A 17,751-nucleotide genomic window follows, 5' to 3' on the forward strand; every position below is an offset into this window, starting at 1 on the left:
GTCCGGCGCCTGACAATCAGTTGCCGCGCGCCTTCATGACGTCGTAGGCGGCCAGCGCGCGTTCGCGCGCTTCGCGGTGACCGATGATCTTTGCCGGGTAGGTGGGAGGCCGCTGTCCGAAGCTGTCCGGGTCGTGGATCGCGGGCTCGGGAAGGTCGGCCAGTTCGGGCACCCATTCGCAAATATAGGCCGCGGCATCGAACTTTTCCGACTGCGTCAGCGGCGCCATGATCCGCGGGAACATGTTGCTGTCGACGCCGCTGCCCGCCACCCACTGCCAATTTACCGCATTCGATCCATAGTCCGCATCGGCCAGCGTGTCCCAGAACCATTGCTCGCCCTGCCGCCAATCGATCAATAGATGCTTGATCAGGAAGCTCGCGGCAATCATCCGCACCCGATTGTGCATCCAGCCGGTCGCCCATAACTGCCGCATCCCGGCATCGACGATCGGATAGCCGGTGCGCCCCTGTTGCCACGCGGCCAGGTCGGCATCGGCCTCGCCGCCGCTGCGCCACGGCAAAGCGTCGTCAAAGGCGCCGCGCGCGCTGCGCCCGCCATAGTCCGGAAATTGCAGGATGATATTCTGGGCATAGTCGCGCCAGCCGATCTCGCCCAGAAAGACATCGACCGAACCTCCGGCGTCGGCGACACGATGCCAGATGGCGGCGGGCGACACCTCGCCAAAATGGAGATGCGGCGACAGGCGTGAACTGCCTTCCTGTGAGGGCAAGTTACGGCTGCGGTCGTAATCCGACGCGGCATCGACGAAGTCGGCTAGACGCGTGCGCGCGCCCGCCTCGCCCGGCTGCCATTCGGCCGCAAAACCGGTGGCCCAGTCGGGTTTGGTCGGCAGCAAATTCCAGTCGCTCAGCTTGTCCGATGTCGGCCACGTGCTCGGCGCTGCGATCTCGCGCGGGCGGTTGCGCGGATGTGCGGGCGGCATATGCTCTTTCAACGCCCGCCAAAAGGGCGTGTAGATCTTGTACGGCGTTCCGCCGCCGGTCGTCAGCGACCCGGGCGGCAACAGGTAATTGCCGTCGTGGCAAACCAGGTCGAGCTGCTTGGCCACCGCCTTTTCGGCGTTGCGCCACCAAGGTTCGTAGTGGCGCAGGCAATGCACCCGCGCGGCGCCAGTTTCTTCCGCGATCAGAGCCAGTTGATCTTCACACTTGCCGCGCCGCAGGATCAACCGCGATCCCTTTTCACGCAGGCTGGCGTCGAGGCTGGCGAGACTGTGGTGCAGCCACCAGCGCGACGCTGCACCCATACGGCGATGCTTGGGTGTGTCATCGTCAAGAATGAAGACCGGAATCACCGGGCCTTCGGCGGCCGCTGCGATCAACGCCGCCTGGTCCGACAGGCGCAGATCGCGGCGAAGCCACAGGATGCTGGGCGCGATCATTCTTCGTGGGTGGCGGTGTCTGGCGCCGTCAGCCGCGCCTGAAACCGGTCTTGCGCCAGCGGATGCATGAAGCGTTGGTCTCGCAGCAGGATCGCGTCACCATCCTTTTGCGCCACCGGCATACGCGCCCAGAACAGAAAGGCGCGCGCGTCGGGATCACCCATCAGCCATGTTTTGAGGCGCGGATCATCCATCCCGGTCGGCAGGCCGCTGATGTCCAGTTTCCCGCCCACGCCCGGCGTAAAAGTGCCGCTGCCATAACGCTCCGCGGTGCGCCAGAAAATATCACGTTGCCAGAACGCCAGCGGCGGCGGGCTGGCAACGACCAGCGCGTCGCGGTGGCCACCCGCGGCCAGCGCGCTGGCGGTCGTCCGTTCAGCGGCACCGGTGATGAGGCCGTTGGCAAAGATATAGGCGCACACCGCGGTGAAGCCGATCCAAGCGGGGCGCTGCCAATTACTCGCGCCAGCACGCTCGCGGCGGATCGACAGCCAGATCGACGCGCCGAGCGCAATCCAGACCCACAGGTCGATGATGAACAGCGTGTCGCCGTAGAACCATCGCGACGAAAAGGGTTCAAGCAGGCGAATACCGTAATTGTTGAGCCAGTCGAGCGCCGGGTGGCTCAGGCAGCCGATATAGGCGAGCGCGAGCAGCCAGCCTTTGTCGATCGGCGGGCGCCCGGCAGGACGCTTGCCACGCTTCGTCTGCCAGCGATCGAACGCCAGCATCGCCGCCCAGAGCAAGATCGGCAGGACAACCAGCGCGATCGGGCCATGCGTAATCCCGCGTCGGAACCCCAGATGCTGGATGCCGTCGAGCCACACCAGACACGCCGCATCGATGTCGGGCAAGTTCGCCGCCAATATCAGCGTCGGGATCGCCAGCCCGGTTTTCTTCTTGAGCCCCATCTGGCCGAGCACCGCGCCGAACAGGCTATGCGTGAGATTATCCATCGCCGCTTGGTGGCGCGGATCGCACCGCTTTGCAATGCGCTATGCGGACCGGTTCACGCTCCGCTTAGCCCAAGCCACGCTACAAGTCGGGACCGCCCTCGGTCACCGTCCATGTCTGGCCTTTTTTCAGCAGGCTCTGCAAATCAGCGGTCTTGCCTTCGGAGGCCGCCGCATTCTGGCGCCAGACATCGGCTTCAAAGGTCGGACGCGGATCGTCGTAGAGGACGCCGAGCGCCATCGGGAATTCCCCAAAACGCATTTCGACCAGCATATGCGCGACGCTGCGGTTGGTTACGTCATGGACGATCACCCCCGCGGCCTGCCAGTCGCCATCGACGACATCGACGGTCTTGAGGTGCAGCGCCTCGGCGTCGAGCGCAATGCCCTTGGTGCCTTTGGCATAAAGCATCGGTTCGCCGTTCTCGAGCCAGAGCTGGCGATCTTCGGCGCCTTTCGGCGCCGCGAAATCCTCGAACACGTCTTTGTTATAAACGATACAGTTCTGGAAAATTTCGATAAACGCTGCGCCCTTGTGAGCATGGGCTGCTTTCAAGACTTCGGGCAGCTTTTTCGACACGTCGAAGCCGCGCGCGACAAAGCGCGATCCGGCCCCCAGCGCGAACGCCGCGGGCTGCGCCGGGCGATCGACCGAACCATAGGGGGTCGAGGGACTCGTCGTCCCGACGCGGCTGGTCGGCGAATATTGCCCCTTGGTCAGCCCGTAAATCTCGTTGTTAAACAACATGATCTGGCAATCGAGATTGCGGCGGATCAGGTGCATCGTGTGGTTACCGCCGATCGAAAGCCCGTCGCCGTCGCCGGTGACGATCCACACGTCGAGGTTGGGATTGGCGAGCTTCAGCCCCGTCGCGAACGCCGGCGCGCGACCATGGATCGTATGGAAGCCATAGGTTTCCATATAATAGGGAAAGCGCGACGAGCAGCCGATGCCGCTGATAAACACGGTATTTTCGGGCGCGGTGCCGATTTCGGGCATCGTGCGCTGCACCGCCTTCAGAATCGCATAGTCGCCGCAGCCTGGGCACCAGCGCACTTCCTGATCGGTTTCCCAGTCTTTCAGCGTCGTCGGTCGCGCAATGGTCGTCATCTCGTTCATGCGAGTGCTCCTTCGATGGCGGCCTCGATCTCGGCGATCGTAAACGGCTGGCCCGACACCTTGTTCACCGGCTTCGCATCGACCAGATACTGATCGCGCAGCACCGTCTTGAGCTGGCCGGTGTTCATTTCGGGCACGATCACCTTGTCATAGCTTTTGAGCAACTCGCCCAGATTGGCGGGCATTGGCCAGATATGGCGGATATGGATGTGGCTGACGTCGGCACCCTCTGCCCGCTTGCGGCGCACCGCCTGATGGATTGGGCCAAAGGTCGAACCCCAACCGACGATCGCCAGCTTGCCGCCCTCGGCGCCCAGTTCGACGACCTGGTCGGGGACCGTGATCCCGTCGATCTTGTCCTTGCGGATGTCGGTCATCGCCTGATGGTTCGACGCCTCGTAATTGATGTGGCCGGTGTCGAGCTCTTTCTCGATTCCGCCGATGCGATGCAGCAAACCGGGGGTGCCGGGCTTGACCCACGGGCGCTTCAGTTTTTCGTCGCGGCCATAGGGCTTGAACCCGCCCTCGGGGACTTCGGTCAGGAATTCGACCGGAAACGCCTCGTAAGTCGTGAGGTCGGGCACCGCCCAAGGCTCTGCGGCGTTGGCGATGTAACCGTCGGTCAGCAGCATCACCGGGGTCATATATTGCACCGCGATCCGCACCGCCTCGACCGCGCATTCGAACGCGTCGCCGGGCGAGCGCGCCGCGATGACCGGCATCGGCGCGTCACCATTTCGGCCATAGACCGCCTGATAAAGATCGGATTGTTCGGTCTTGGTCGGCAGGCCGGTCGACGGACCGCCGCGCTGCGAATTGACGATGACGAGCGGCAGCTCGGTCATGATCGCCAGGCCCATTGCCTCGCCCTTCAGCGCGATGCCCGGCCCCGACGAGCTGGTAACGCCCAGCGACCCGGCATAGCTCGCGCCGATCGCCGAACAGATGGCTGCGATTTCGTCCTCTGCCTGAAAGGTCGTGACGTCATATTCCTTGAGCCGCGACAAATGGTGCAGGATCGCCGACGCCGGGGTGATCGGATAGCCGCCGAAGAACATCGGCAGCTTCGCGAGCTGCGCGCCAGCCACCAGACCAAGCGCAATACCCTCGGCGCCGGTCAGCGTGCGATAAAGCCCAGGCGCCACCGGCGCGGGATCAACATGATGCTGCTTGAGCGGCCCCGCCAGCTCGGCGGTTTCGCCATAGGCATGACCGGCGTTCAATGCCGCGATATTGGCGGCGGCCAGATCGGGCGCCTTGGCGAACTTGCCGTTCAGCCAGTCGACCAACGGCTGGCGATCGCGATCGAACATCCAGAGCGCCAGCCCCAGCGTCCACATATTCTTGCAGCGCAGTGCTTCCTTATTGCCCAGGCCGAACGGCTTCACCGCGTCCATGGTCAGCTGGCTGATGTTGAGCTTCAGCAGTTGCCATTTGGCCAGGCTGCCGTCATCGAGCGGGTTCGCGGCATATTTCGCCTTGGCGAGGTTGCGATCGTTGAACTCGCCCTCGTCGGCGATGATCAGCCCGCCCGGCTTGAGCGACGGCACATTGGTCTTGAGCGCCGCCGGGTTCATCGCGACCAGCACGTCGGGCGCGTCGCCCGCGGTTTCGATCGCCGACGATCCGAAATTGATCTGGAATGCAGACACGCCGAACAACGTGCCCTGCGGCGCGCGGATCTCTGCCGGGAAATCAGGGAAAGTCGCAAAATCATTGCCCGCGAGCGCCGAAGACAGGGTGAACTGACCGCCTGTCAGCTGCATCCCGTCGCCGCTATCGCCTGCAAATCTGACTACCACTGCGTCCGAAAGGGGGGACTGCCGCTTGTCGGCTTCGTCCACTACCGCTGTCGCCATGTTATCTTCTGCCTTGAATCTTGCGAACCTGTGACGCTGGCCTAGGCCTGTGGGCGCGATGCCGCAATTCAGAAAAAATTGTGCGCCGCAAACTTCAAACGTCCGATAGGTTGCCAATTGCCATTGAATTATCCGCCGCGATGCCGAATAGCTGCGCGAACGACAGGCCGCACAAGCGGAACGAGGGGATCAGCAGGATGACCGACGGCACCACCCATTACACGCGCCCCGACGTGGCGATGTTCCTGGCGTTCCTCAACGCCCAGGAAGGCCCCAAGATGGAAGAGCTGCCACCCGAGGCAGCGCGCGAGATGTTCCGGATGATGGCCCAGATGGCCGACGCCCCGCGCGGCGAAATCGCACATGTCGAAGACCAGAAAATCCCTGGCCCTGCGGGCGATATTGCGATCCGCATCTATGACGATCGTCCGGGCCGTGAACCCGGCCCCGTGATGGTCTTTTATCACGGCGGCGGCTGGGTGATCGGCGACCTCGACACCCATGATGCCTATTGCGCCGAAGCGTCACGCATCCTCGATATACCCGTGATCGCGGTCGATTATCGCCTCGCGCCGGAACACCCCTTCCCTGCTGCGCCCGACGATTGCGAGGCCGCGACACGCTGGGTTGCCGATCATTTTCCTTGCACCGGCCTTGTCCTGTGCGGCGAAAGCGCGGGCGGCAATCTGACGATAGCGACGGCACTCACGTTGCGCGACGAGCCGGCCGCAAAACCGGTTATCGCCATCCACCCTATTTACCCCGCGGTCACCACCCACGACGATTGGCAAAGCTACCGCGATTTCGGCGAAGGTCATTTGCTGACCACCGGCAGCATGACGTATTTCGGCAACCATTACGCCGCCGATCCCGCCGACTATCGCGCGTCGCCGCTGGATTTCCCGGCCGTCGGCTTGCCGCCGACGCTGCTCACCACCGCGGGCCTCGACCCGCTGCGCGACCAGGGCCGCGCCTATGCCGCGAAGCTGATCGAGGCCGGGGTGCCGACGACCTATCGCGAAGCGACCGGCACGATCCACGGCTACATTAACCTCGCGCAGGGTATCCCCAGCGCGAAGGATGACATTCGCGGCGCCTTGATAGTCTTGAAAGCGATCATCGCCGAAGCTAACGGCACCGCATGATCGATCTTGCCGCCCTCCCCTACCGCCCCTGCGCCGGGGTCATGCTCGCCAACCGCGATGGCCGCGTCTTCGTCGGCCAGCGGCTCGATTCGTCGAGCGAGGCGTGGCAAATGCCGCAGGGCGGGATCGACCCCGGCGAGGACGCCGAAATGGCGGCAATCCGCGAGTTGGGCGAGGAAACCGGCGTCCATGGCGGACTGGTCGAGATCATCGCGCGCAGCCGCGAGGAATATTTCTACGACCTGCCCGACGAACTGATCGGCAAGATGTGGGGCGGCAAATATCGCGGCCAGCGCCAGCATTGGTTCCTGATGCGGTTCATGGGCGAAGACAGCGACATCGACATCGCCACCAAGCATCAGGAGTTTCGCGCCTGGAAATGGGCCGAACTGCACGAGATCGAAAAGATGATCGTGCCGTTCAAGCGCGTGCTTTACCGCGCACTGGTCGAGGAATTCGGCCCGCTCGTCTGATCCTTGCGTGCGAGTGCGGTGCGAAAGACGTCACGGAACATTTCGGGCGTCAGCCGCCCGGTGTTCGTGTTGTAGCGTGAGCAGTGATAGCTATCGATCAGGTGTCGCCCATCCGCGAGCCGGTGAATGGCGCCATGGCCGAAACGATAGGCGGCGAGCCGCGCCCCCGTCGCCCTTAAAACCGCGTCATGCGCGATCCGTCCCAGTGCGACGATGACGCGGACGCTTGGCAAGGCGGCGAGTTGCGTCTCGAAAAACGGTCTGCAATTGGCGATCTCCTCCGGCGTCGGTTTGTTCTGCGGCGGCAGGCATTTGACGCTGTTGACGATGATCGCACCGTCAAGCGTCAGTCCGTCGTCGATCCGCGCATCATAGTCGCCTCGGCTCAATCCAAACTCGGCCAGCGTCGCGAACAGCAGGTCGCCGGCATAATCGCCGGTAAACGGTCGTCCGGTGCGGTTGGCGCCTTGCTTGCCGGGAGCAAGCCCAGCGAACACCAGCCATGCGTCCGGATCGCCGAATGCATGAACGGGCGCATTCCACCAGTCGGGATATTCGGCTCGGCATTGTTCGCGAAACGCAACCAGCCGCGGGCAGCGCGGACAATCGCGCGGCGGCTCGGTGCGGGGCAATGGACTGTCAATTTCCACGTTTCTGCGATAGGCGCGGCAGCATGAGCAACGCAATGCCGCTTCCCCTTTATGCGATCGGCCTGGGGTCAAACCGCCGCCATCCGCGCTTCGGCGATCCGCGCGCGGTGCTCATGGCGGCGCTCGCGGCGCTGGAAAGCGACGACATCGAGGCCGTCGATGCCAGCCCGATCATCGCCAGCGCCCCGCTCGGCCCTTCGCGCCGCCGCTATGCCAACGCGGTGGCTCTGGTCGCATCGCCGCTCAGCCCGCCCGAAATGCTGGCGCGCCTGCAAGCGATCGAAGCCAGCTTCGGACGCCGCACGGGACAACGCTGGAGCGCGCGCACGCTCGACCTCGACATTCTGCTCTGGTCGGGCGGCATCTGGTCCGACGCGGCGCTGAATATTCCGCACCCGGCCATGACACAGCGCGATTTCGTGCTCGGTCCGCTGCGCGCGATCGTTCCCGATTGGCGTCATCCGCTAACCGCCCACAGCGTCCGGCAACTGGCCGCACGGCTAGTGCGGGCAAAGCCGGTTGACCGCGCCGCCTCACCGCACTAGGGCGACGGCTCGTTTTGCGCGCCGCGATACGCAGCGCCGGAATGGGCCCTTAGCTCAGTCGGTAGAGCAACTGACTTTTAATCAGTAGGTCGCTGGTTCGAACCCAGCAGGGCTCACCATATCATGGTCGGACGCCATCGCCCCGATCGCGGGTGCCCGCCACATATGTCCTGCCTCATCGGGCGAACCAGATGACGTGCCGCGCGCCCTTGCCGTTTGGCCGCGCCCGCACGCCGACTTCTTCGACCGCGAAGCCTGCCGCGGTCAGGCGGCGGGTAAAGCGGGCATCGGGGGCGGCGGACCAGATCGCCAGAACGCCGCCCGGTTTCAGCGCCGCTTTCGCCCTGGCCAACCCGGCTGGCGCGTATATCCGGTCATTCTCTGGCCGGGTCAGGCCATCGGGGCCGTTGTCGACATCGAGCAGGATCGCATCAAAAGCCGCGCCCTCGGCCGCGATCGCGCCCGCGACGTCGGCGATCGCAATCTCGACGCGGGGGTCGTCCAGGCACCCCGCGGTCAGCGTCGCCATCGGACCGCGCGCCCAGTCGATGATTTCGGGGACAAGTTCGGCGACCGTCGCTCTGGCCTGCGGCCCCAGTACGGCCAAGGCGGCGCGCAGCGTGAATCCCATCCCATAGCCGCCGATCAGCAGTCTTGCGGTATCCGGATCGCGCAGTCGGTCGCAGCTCATCGTCGCGAGCGCCTCTTCCGAACCGCTCATCCGGCTGCTCATCAGCTCATTGCCGCCGAGTGCGATGATATATTCGTCGCCGCGCCGGATCAGGCGCAGTTCGCCGCCGCCAGGTATCGGCGCGGTATCGATCAGTTCGCGTGTTTTCAATTGCTGTCGTCCGTCATAATGGATGTGTCCGCCGCATTCGATCAATCCGCTTACCCAATTCCGGCGCTTTGCCAAACGTCCTGTCGATCGACACTGGCGAACGGACAACCGGTTGGTAGGGGTTTCAGGATAGAATAGGGCAACCGAGGGACGGTGCGAACGTCCGCGTGGAGGCAAGATAACCGATGAAGATCCTATTGACCGGCGGTGCAGGATATATCGGCAGCCACGTCGCGGCAGCCCTGGTATCGGCCGGGCATGACGTCGTCTGCTTCGACAATCTGGCGAACAGCGATGCCGGCGTCATGGAGCGGCTGGAATCGATCACCGGAACATCGATCCCGCTGATCGTCGGCGACATTCGCGACGGCGACGCGGTGCGTCAGGCGATAAAGGATCACGACATCGCGGCGGTCATTCATTTCGCCGGACTGAAAGCGGTCGGCGAATCGGTCGCCGAGCCGATGCTTTATTACGACAACAACGTCCGCGGCACGCTGTCGCTGGTTCAGGCGATGGCCGATTGTGACGTCAAGACGCTCGTCTTTTCGTCGAGTGCCACGGTCTATGGCCAGCCGCGCTATTTGCCGCTCGACGAAAATCATCCGACCTCGGCGACCAATCCCTACGGCCGTACCAAGTTGATGATCGAGGAAATGCTGTCCGACATCGCCGCCGCCGATCCGGCTTGGCGGATCGCGACCCTGCGCTACTTCAACCCGGTCGGCGCGCATGACAGCGGTTTGATCGGCGAGAATCCGAACGGCGTCCCCAACAATCTGATGCCCTTCATCAGCCGGGTCGCCGCGGGACGGCTCAGCGAATTGTCGATCTTCGGCAGCGATTATGACACGCCCGATGGCACCGGGGTGCGCGACTATATCCATGTTCTCGACTTGGCTGATGGCCATGTCGCTGCACTCGACGCCATCGCCCGGGCCGACCCGGCTCTGTCGACCTGGAACCTCGGCACCGGCCAGGGCTATTCGGTGCTCGACATGGTCGCGGCGTTCGAGCGCGTGAATGATGTCCGCATCCCCTATCGCCTCGCGCCGCGTCGCGACGGCGATGTCGCGAGCTGCTTTGCCAGTCCTGACCGCGCGGCGCGCGACCTTGGCTGGACGGCGCGGCGCGATCTCGAGGCGATGTGTGCCTCAAGCTGGAGTTTCGAACGCACGCTCGCGATGCGCAATTCGGGTTAGCCCAGCCAGCCAGCCGTCTGCGCCAGCACCCACAGGCCGATGACGAGGAACATCGCGGCTGCCACGACGCGCACTTTCGCGAGATCGACGCGCTTCAGCAATTCATGGCCCAGGAAGATCGCGGGCACATTGGCGATCATCATGCCCAGCGTGGTGCCCGCGGTGACCGCGACGACATCATGATATTGCGCGCCCAGCGCGATCGTCGCGATCTGGGTCTTGTCGCCCATTTCGACGAGGAAGAAGGCAACGAGCGTCGTCAGAAACGCCCCGAAGCGTGGCCGGGGCGCCTCGTCATCCTCGAATTTATCCGGGATCAACGTCCACGCGGCCATCGCGAGAAACGACGCGCCGACGGCATAGCGAAAAACGGGGCTGTCGAGAAACGCCGCCGCCGACGCGCCGAGCAGCGCCGCGAGCGCGTGGTTGGCCAGCGTCGCGACCAGGATACCCAAGATGATCGGCAGCGGCCGGTTGAACCGCGTCGCGAGCAATATTGCGAGCAACTGCGTCTTGTCGCCGATTTCGGCGAGCGCGACGATCGCGGTCGAGGTCAACATGGCTTCCATGAACATACTCCGGGGCCAGGCGGCGTTGCGATTCCAACGGACATCGACACCCGCCGCCCGGCCCGGACGAGGGATGCGATGCCATTGGTCTCGCCCAAGCGGTTCCCCGCTTCCACCGCACCACGACCTCTCGGCCGAGTATGTTGACACGGTGGCCCGTCCCGGTCGGACGGCTGGCTACTCCCCAGATGACGGCGGCGGGTTAGTCGGGTTGACGGTTTCTGGCAAGGGTTCGGGCGCCACGCGGGGAATTTTTCCGCCCGGCTCGATCCCCGGTTCAGAGACCGATTCCGCGTCACCGGCGGCTTTCGCCGCCGCTTCGGATGCCGCGATGTCGGCGTCCATTGCCTTGGCGCGCGCTTCGATTTCTTCCGCCGCCTTGTCGTAGCGCGCCTCGAAATCGGGCTCGTCCTTGCACCCCATGAGCAGCAGCAACGGCAGCAGAAGCAGGCCGCCGCGCATCAATAATCCTTGCGATACCGGATGCTGAGGTTCGACTGACCCGACCCGCCCGCCTGGCTGAGCAGCGACAGTGCCGGGGTCAGGCTGATCTCGAGTTGGGTCGCCGTATAACCGCGCGCGTCGGTGATCACCTCCAGGTAAATGTCCTTGGTGATATATTGCCCCGCGGCGAGCGCGGTGCCGCGCCCGACGGTGTCGTCGGGGCCGAGCACGCGCAACCGGTCGATCCCGGTCGCGGACTGGAGCGCCCCAAGCGGGCTCAGTCCGCCGCCGCCGCTGCTCAGCGTGTTGAGCGACGAGGCGAGTTGCACCGCTTGCAGCGGCGACAGGGTGGTGATCGAATCGCCGAACAGGATGCGCGACACGATCTCGTCCTGCGGCAGGCCGGGGACGCTGGAGAAGGCGATCTGCGGATTGCTGGCGCGGCCCGACACGCTGACGTTCACCGTGACGGTGTCGATCGTGTCGCTGGCCAGCAACCGGATCGCCGGGTCAAAGGCGTCGCCGGTCGGGAAGGTCACCCGGCCCTCCTGCAATTCGAACGACCGCCCGGCAAAGCCCAGCGTCCCGCGCACCAGTTCGATCTCGCCGGTGACGCGCGGCGCTTCGGTCGTCCCGCGCAGCACGATGTCGGCCTTCCACTCTGATTCGAGCCCCATGCCGGTGACATAGATTTCGTCGGGCGCCTTCAGCGCGATGTCGAGGCGGATGAGGTCGAACAGACTGCCACCGACCGCCGCCAGCCCATCGCCGCTGATCCGCTGGCGACCCGTCGGCGGCTTGCGCCGAACCCCGGTCAGCACCGGCACCTGCGCCGCTCCTTCGCGAATAATCCGGTAACGCGTTTCGGGAAGGCGCAGGCTGCCCGACAGCAGCGCCGTCTGCCCCGCCACCTTCTCCAGCGTCAGATTGCCGGTCGCGCGCGCCGCGATATTTTCGCTGCGCGCCAGCCGGGCATTGTCGAGCGTCATCGCGATGTTCATCGGATACCCATCGGCCTGCGCCAGGCTGACATAGCCTTTCGCTGCAACCTTGCCGTCGCCCGCGGTCGCCGTCAGCTGATCGATTTCCAGCCGGTTGCCGGTGAACCGGCCGGCGACGACCATATTGGTCAGCCGCGTGCCATAGGTCTGGTTTTCATACACCATGTCCTTGCCGCGCACGACGCCCGACAGGCAGGGGTCGGCGACGCTGCAATTGAAATCGGCGGCCACCGCGATCGGTCCCGACACGCCTTGGTCGGCGGGACCGAAGAAGGAATAGAGCGTATCGGCGGGCCCGTTATACCGGATGCCGCCGCCCAGCGGCGCGGCACGCAGCCGCGTCATCCAGTCGCCCGCGCCGGGGCCCAGCGGGCGCAGCGACGCCTGGATACGCCCGATCACGCTGCCGCGCTTGCGCATCACGGCACGCGCTTCGCCGCCGTCGCTCAGCAATTTTCCGGCGAAATTGACATCGACCGGCTGGCTGACCGACGCGGCGGTGGTGCGGGTAAAGCCGGTGATCGACAAACGCGCGTCGGCGCGCGGGAAGCTGTCCGAACTGGCCTGCTCGAAATCGAGACTGCCCGTCGCGCGGCCGCCCAGCCCCATGTCGGGATAGACCGCGTTGAGGATCGCCATATTGACGCGCTCCAGGCGGCTCTGGACCATGATGCCGTCGCCGAACCGCCCGGCGATCCGCGCGCTGCTGCCGCGCCCCAGATTGACCGTCGTCGGCAGCAATTCATACCCGTCGGCACTCGGAATGATCCGCGCTGGCGACGTGGTGCGGAAATTGATTCCGGTCGCGCGGCCCTGCACCGATGCGCGCCACAAGTCGGGGGTCAGATCGGCATTGGCGGCGATGCGGAACGGCACCCCGCTGGTCCCTTCGACCAGCGCCTGCGCCTTGCCGCGCTCGTCGCGATAATCGATCTTCACCCGCCCGACTGCGATGTCATATTCGCGGATGCGCGTCTCGGCGATCTGGATGTCGGCGACCACATGCGGGGTGTCATAAAGGGTGACGTCGGCATCGACGATCGCCGATCCGACGACAAGTTTGGCCGGGCCGGGCAGCACGACATCATTGGCACGCACGTTGATCGCCGCCGCCTGATGCTGCCCCGCCGCGCTCAATCGAACGAGCCCGCCCAGCCCCTGCCCCGATGCGTTGAGCTGGCCGACAAACGGCCCCGCGCTGCTTTGCACCAATCGCCCATTAAATCCGATCCCCGACAGGTCGCCGCGCTCGACGTCGATCGTCAGCGGCCCTGCCGCGGTCAACAGCACGACATTGGCCGACAGCGGCCCATAGTCGGTGTCGCCGGTCGCCGCGAGGCGGTAGCCGTTCGGCGCCCCGTTGATCTCTGCCACCAGATTGGCGAGCCCGATGCCAAAGCCGGGACGCTCGGCGGTCAGCGTCGCGCGCGGGTCGCTGATCGTTCCCGCAAGCTGGACGCCCAGTGGCCCATAGTCGGTCGAATCGGCACGCGCGGTCAGTCGCACCTGCCCGTTCGGCGCATAGCTCCCCTGCCCGCTGACGATCCGCAGCAAAGGCGACGTCATGCGAAGGTTGGCAAAGCGGACGATGCCGTCGGTGCCATAGCGGATATTGCTGGTCGCCACCGCATTGCCGCCGAGCAGATCGCGAACACCCGAATTGAACAATTGCGTCGATCGCGCCCGAACCCGGCCTGCGATCGCAAAGCCGCCGTTCGGTGCGGTTTCCAGATCGGCGTCGGTGTCGATGTCGAAAATGCCGACGCTTTCGATGCGATAATCGTTGATGCGACCGTCGATCGCCCCGGTGTAAAAGCCGCGATTGAGGTCGGCGATGACGATCGCCTTGGCATCGATCCGCGGCGACCGCAGCCGCAGATTGTCGCTCAGGATACGCCCGTCGCTATACGCCAGATCGCCATCCAGGCGCACCGCCACCAACGTGCCGCCAGCAACGGTATCGAGCCCGCGGATCCGTGCGGCTCGGCCCACCACCGGGATCAGGATCTGATCGGCATCGACCCGCGCCTTGCCCGCCAGGCTCAGCGTTTCGACGACGATGTCATTGACCGCCAGCGATGTCGCATTCGCCTGATACTCCACCGTTGGCATGTCGAACGCGCCGTCAAGCCGCGCCGTCGCGCGCACCCCGTTGGCGCGCACCGACGGCGCGATGGCACTTGGGCGGAGCAGCACGAACGCCAGTTGCAGCGCCTCGTACCGGCTGCCCCCCAGATCGATCCCGCCACTCACGCCCAGCCGGAAGGCGTCCGAAGAAAAACGGCCGTCCAGATCGGCCTTGCGCTCGGCAAGCCGCGCGGTCAGATCGACGGCGGTTTCCGACCCCAGCAACGCCGCAGTCGGTCCTTCGAACAGCCGGGAGGCCTGCGCGATTCCCTTGACCGCAAAGGCGCCGTCACGCGCCGTCAGCGCGAGGCGGGCCAGCGGCGCGGCACCCAGATTGGCGGTCAGATTGCCGTTCCACACTTTCCAATCGCCTCGGCCGGCCAGCTTGGCGGTCAGCGGCTCCGAAAAACCGCCCATCGCCGCCAGCACCCCACCCTGCGGCGCGGTGACGTCCAATGTCATCGCCAGCCGGTTCGCCTCGGGCACCGCGTCGAGCAGCAACGCCAGCGTATCGCCCTTTGCACCGGCGCCGATCGCCTCGGCGTTGGCGGTAATCTGGGCCCGACGATCGGCAATAGCGATCTTGCCGGCCAGCCGCGCTTCCTGGCGTTCGCCGGCGACCGCAGGTTCAAAAATCAGGCGATCGACGCGCACCGCCGCGATGTCGATGTCCAGGTCGGGCAACAAGGGTTCGCCGGTATCGGGAACGACCTTGAACGCGGGTATCTTGCGCATCGTCATCGTCGCGGCGGTCGCCGAGCGGACATCGACATGGTTGGCAAAATAGCGGATCGGCCGCCAATCGACGCGGACCTCGGGCGACGCCAAGAACACTCCGGTCGGATCGGACAGCGTGAAGTTGCGGATGACCATCCGGCCATAAAGCGATCCGTCGAGCCGCCCGATGCCGATCTTCATCCCGTTCTCGAATTCATATTTTTCGATCTGGGTGACCACAAAGCGCCGCCCGGCGTCGCTGTTGAGTCCAATCAGGAACAACGCGAACAGCAGAACCAGCCCCAGCAGCGCCAGCCCGATCCAGCGCAGGATGGTCATGATCCAGTTACGCGGCTTTGCCGCCGTCGCCGTTTCGGCGGCCGCAGGCGCCTCGTCCGCCATCAGAAGGCTTGGCCGATCGACACATAGACGCTGACCAACGCCTCGCCCGGTTTGCGCCCGATCGGGGTGGCGACGTCGAGCCGCATCGGGCCGAAGTTGGTATAGTAACGCGCGCCAACACCGGCGCCAAAGCGCAGATTGGAAAAGGTCGGGGCCGATCCGCGGTAGACCTGCCCGGCATCGACAAAGCCGACGACGCCGAAATTTCCGAACCGATAGCGCGCCTCGAACGCCGCTTCGCTGACGCTACGCCCGCCGATCGGATCATTGTTGGGATCCTTCGGCCCCAGTTCCTGATAGCCAAAGCCGCGCACCGAACCGCCGCCCCCGGCATAGAAGCGCCGCGACGGCGCCAGCCGTTCGCGCGCCGCGCCCAGGATCGACCCAAAGCGGATGCGGCCCGCCAGGACGATGGCGTCGGCCACCGGATAATAGCCGCTGATATCGACCCGCGTACGCGCGTAAGGCGAAAACCGCCCCGCCAGTGACCCTTCGGGCTGAATCAGCGAAGTGATGCGAAATCCCTTGGTTGGATCGAGCAAACTGTCGGTGCGGTCCATGCCGACCTGCCCGGTCAACCCAAAGATCGTGTAGAAATCGCGCTCGCGCGTTCCGCGCGTGAAATCATAATCGTCTTCGCTCGTCGCGATCAGCTCGGCGCCATAGGCGTAGGTGAATTTCTTTTGCCAGATCGGGGTCGAATCATAGCTCACGCGCGCCGCGACGCGGCCAGTAAACGCCTCGAACGCGTTGGTACTGCTGCGCGTCGCTTCGGTGACCAGCTCAAAGGTGCGATCGCGCTGCCCGGCGTTCGACCGGCGCAGCGTCGCGCCGACCCCTTGCTCCTGCGTCCCCAGCACGCCGCGAAAGATCAGCGCGCCTTCGGGCGGCAACAGATTGCGATGCGTCCAGCTGCCCTCCAGCCGGATGCCTTCGCCAGTGCCATAGCCCGCGCTCGCCGCCAACGTGCGAGGCGGCCCCGCCTGCTGGGTCACCAGCATCGTCACATATTCGGTGTCATCCCCGGCACTTTCGCCGGTCGGCTGCGGCTCGGCGGCGACGGTCGAGAACAGTCCGGTGGCGATAAGCGCCTGGCGCAGGTCGTCGACCTTGCGGCTGTCGTAAAGCTCGCCGCGTTTAAAGCGCGCCAGCACCTCGACATGCTCGGCGTCAAACGCTAGATCGCCGGTCGTCTCGATGGCCCCGAACCGCGACCTTTGGCCGATCTTGACGGGCAGCGTGTAAACACCGTTGCCGGTCGCGCCGTCGAGCAGGATGTCGCGCTGGCCAATCTCGGCAAAAGGATAGCCCTCTTCGGGCAATTTCAGCGCGATGGCCGCCTCTGCGCCCTGCACCCGCTGCGCGACGATCGGTTCGCCAACGCTCAGCGGGAAATTATCGGCGATCAGCGTCGGCGGCACCGTCGGGTCCGCGTTGATGATAATATCGGCCAGCGTGTAGCGCTGGCCTGGCTTTACATCGATGACCGCGGTGATCGGTCGGCGCTGACGCGGTTGCCCCTCTGGCGTATCCTCACGCTCGCCGCGATCGATCCGCGTATCGACCACCGCGTCATAATAGCCCTCGGACGCCAGGATCCGCTGCATCAACTCGCCGTCGGCGGTCAGGCGCGCGCGGACCATTGCGGCATTGTCGGCTTTGCCATCGCCGTCGTACAACGCCGACAGGTCGCCGAACAGGTCGGCCAGATCGACGTCGGTGCTGTCGTCGGCGGGGACCAGGCCGTTGACCTTAACCGTATAACCGACGCTGACATTCTCGCGGTCTGCCTCGGCTTCGGCAAACTCGACCGGCTCGACGTCGAAATTTTCCAGCGGCGGCAAAGGCGCGGCCAGCTCGGTATCGGCAATCGGCGCATCGCCGATTGCCTCGACCGTATCGCCATCGGCCAATGCGGGGATCGGCACCCCGCCCACCGCCGGTGCGGGTGCCTCGGCTGCTCCCTCACGGGTCTGCGCCGCTTCGGCCGCCTGGCGCTTTTCAAAGTCGGCGATCGATTCCAACGGCCGATCGAGTTCGGCATCATCTTCGGCGCTGATCGGCGGAATCGCCTTTTCAAACTCTTCGTCACCGATGATCGGCGCGACGTCCGGCAACACCACATCGGGCGGCGGCGGCGATGGTGCCGCGATTGCAGCATCGACCGTGGCGACGACCGGCGGCGGCTCGACCGGCTGGGGCTCTGACGTTTGCGCCGCGGCGCTGGTCGCCCACGCCAGACAGCAGACCGACGCCGACACGATCCACAGCGAGCGCGCCCGCGTTAATCGCATCAGG

At 65.0% G+C, this 17,751-nt stretch carries 14 protein-coding genes and 1 tRNA gene; 5 read left to right on the plus strand and 10 right to left on the minus strand.

Annotated features, from left to right (window positions below; genetic code table 11):
* Positions 1 to 16 precede the first annotated feature (16 nt).
* From J2X44_RS11615 to J2X44_RS11630, 4 genes are all read right to left on the minus strand, one after another.
* A complete protein-coding gene (locus J2X44_RS11615) occupies positions 17 to 1,405 on the minus strand; it encodes a deoxyribodipyrimidine photo-lyase (protein ID WP_310084074.1) in 1,389 nt (462 codons plus the stop codon).
* Positions 1,402 to 2,361 carry a metal-dependent hydrolase gene (locus J2X44_RS11620; RefSeq protein ID WP_310084078.1) on the minus strand — a complete coding sequence of 320 codons (960 nt, stop codon included), beginning with the start codon at positions 2,359 to 2,361 and terminating at the stop codon, positions 1,402 to 1,404. Before J2X44_RS11620 ends, J2X44_RS11615 begins: the two co-directional genes overlap by 4 nt.
* 79 nt (positions 2,362 to 2,440) lie before the next feature.
* Positions 2,441 to 3,478, minus strand: coding sequence for a 2-oxoacid:ferredoxin oxidoreductase subunit beta (locus J2X44_RS11625; protein ID WP_310084080.1), 1,038 nt, complete (start codon positions 3,476 to 3,478; stop codon positions 2,441 to 2,443).
* Positions 3,475 to 5,337 (minus strand): 2-oxoacid:acceptor oxidoreductase subunit alpha, encoded by a 1,863-nt coding sequence (locus tag J2X44_RS11630; RefSeq protein WP_310084083.1) that lies wholly within the window; start codon positions 5,335 to 5,337, stop codon positions 3,475 to 3,477. The genes J2X44_RS11625 and J2X44_RS11630 overlap by 4 nt, the downstream gene beginning before the upstream one ends.
* A 197-nt stretch (positions 5,338 to 5,534) precedes the next feature.
* On the opposite strand from J2X44_RS11630, the gene J2X44_RS11635 reads away from it, so the two are divergent.
* Together J2X44_RS11635 and J2X44_RS11640 are read left to right on the plus strand one after the other, a co-directional pair.
* Positions 5,535 to 6,482 carry an alpha/beta hydrolase gene (locus J2X44_RS11635; RefSeq protein WP_310084085.1) on the plus strand — a complete coding sequence of 316 codons (948 nt, stop codon included), beginning with the start codon at positions 5,535 to 5,537 and terminating at the stop codon, positions 6,480 to 6,482.
* A complete protein-coding gene (locus tag J2X44_RS11640; protein ID WP_310084087.1) occupies positions 6,479 to 6,955 on the plus strand; it encodes an RNA pyrophosphohydrolase in 477 nt (158 codons plus the stop codon). The genes J2X44_RS11635 and J2X44_RS11640 overlap by 4 nt, the downstream gene beginning before the upstream one ends.
* Here J2X44_RS11640 and J2X44_RS11645 read toward each other — a convergent pair.
* Positions 6,916 to 7,605, minus strand: coding sequence for a uracil-DNA glycosylase (locus J2X44_RS11645; RefSeq protein ID WP_310084089.1), 690 nt, complete (start codon positions 7,603 to 7,605; stop codon positions 6,916 to 6,918). The two genes, J2X44_RS11640 and J2X44_RS11645, sit on opposite strands and share 40 nt — an antisense overlap.
* A gap of 23 nt (positions 7,606 to 7,628) precedes the next feature.
* Here J2X44_RS11645 and folK point away from each other — a divergent pair, with 23 nt between their 5' ends.
* Positions 7,629 to 8,150: a 2-amino-4-hydroxy-6-hydroxymethyldihydropteridine diphosphokinase gene (gene folK, locus J2X44_RS11650; protein ID WP_310084091.1), complete on the plus strand. Its 522-nt coding sequence runs from the start codon at positions 7,629 to 7,631 to the stop codon at positions 8,148 to 8,150.
* 43 nt (positions 8,151 to 8,193) lie between these two features.
* A tRNA-Lys gene (locus J2X44_RS11655) sits at positions 8,194 to 8,269 on the plus strand.
* A 56-nt stretch (positions 8,270 to 8,325) separates the two neighbouring features.
* On the opposite strand, the gene J2X44_RS11660 is transcribed toward J2X44_RS11655, so the two are convergent.
* Complete coding sequence (locus tag J2X44_RS11660) at positions 8,326 to 8,991, minus strand: spermidine synthase (protein ID WP_310084094.1); 666 nt, start codon at positions 8,989 to 8,991, stop codon at positions 8,326 to 8,328.
* A 185-nt stretch (positions 8,992 to 9,176) separates the two neighbouring features.
* Here J2X44_RS11660 and galE point away from each other — a divergent pair, with 185 nt between their 5' ends.
* The gene (gene galE, locus J2X44_RS11665) at positions 9,177 to 10,193 is read left to right on the plus strand and encodes a UDP-glucose 4-epimerase GalE (protein WP_310084097.1); all 1,017 of its coding nucleotides are present in this window, start codon (positions 9,177 to 9,179) and stop codon (positions 10,191 to 10,193) included.
* Here galE and J2X44_RS11670 read toward each other — a convergent pair.
* From J2X44_RS11670 to J2X44_RS11685, 4 genes are all read right to left on the minus strand, one after another.
* Entirely contained in the window at positions 10,190 to 10,762 is a 573-nt protein-coding gene (locus tag J2X44_RS11670; protein WP_310084100.1) for a TMEM165/GDT1 family protein, read from the minus strand. The two genes, galE and J2X44_RS11670, sit on opposite strands and share 4 nt — an antisense overlap.
* Before the next feature lie 177 nt (positions 10,763 to 10,939).
* Entirely contained in the window at positions 10,940 to 11,224 is a 285-nt protein-coding gene (locus tag J2X44_RS11675; RefSeq protein ID WP_310084103.1) for a hypothetical protein, read from the minus strand.
* Positions 11,224 to 15,453 carry a translocation/assembly module TamB domain-containing protein gene (locus J2X44_RS11680; protein WP_310084106.1) on the minus strand — a complete coding sequence of 1,410 codons (4,230 nt, stop codon included), beginning with the start codon at positions 15,451 to 15,453 and terminating at the stop codon, positions 11,224 to 11,226. The genes J2X44_RS11675 and J2X44_RS11680 overlap by 1 nt, the downstream gene beginning before the upstream one ends.
* Positions 15,453 to 17,747: a BamA/TamA family outer membrane protein gene (locus J2X44_RS11685; protein WP_310084108.1), complete on the minus strand. Its 2,295-nt coding sequence runs from the start codon at positions 17,745 to 17,747 to the stop codon at positions 15,453 to 15,455. The genes J2X44_RS11680 and J2X44_RS11685 overlap by 1 nt, the downstream gene beginning before the upstream one ends.
* Positions 17,748 to 17,751: the final 4 nt, after the last annotated feature.

This window comes from Sphingopyxis sp. BE259, assembly GCF_031457495.1.
Lineage (GTDB): Bacteria > Pseudomonadota > Alphaproteobacteria > Sphingomonadales > Sphingomonadaceae > Sphingopyxis.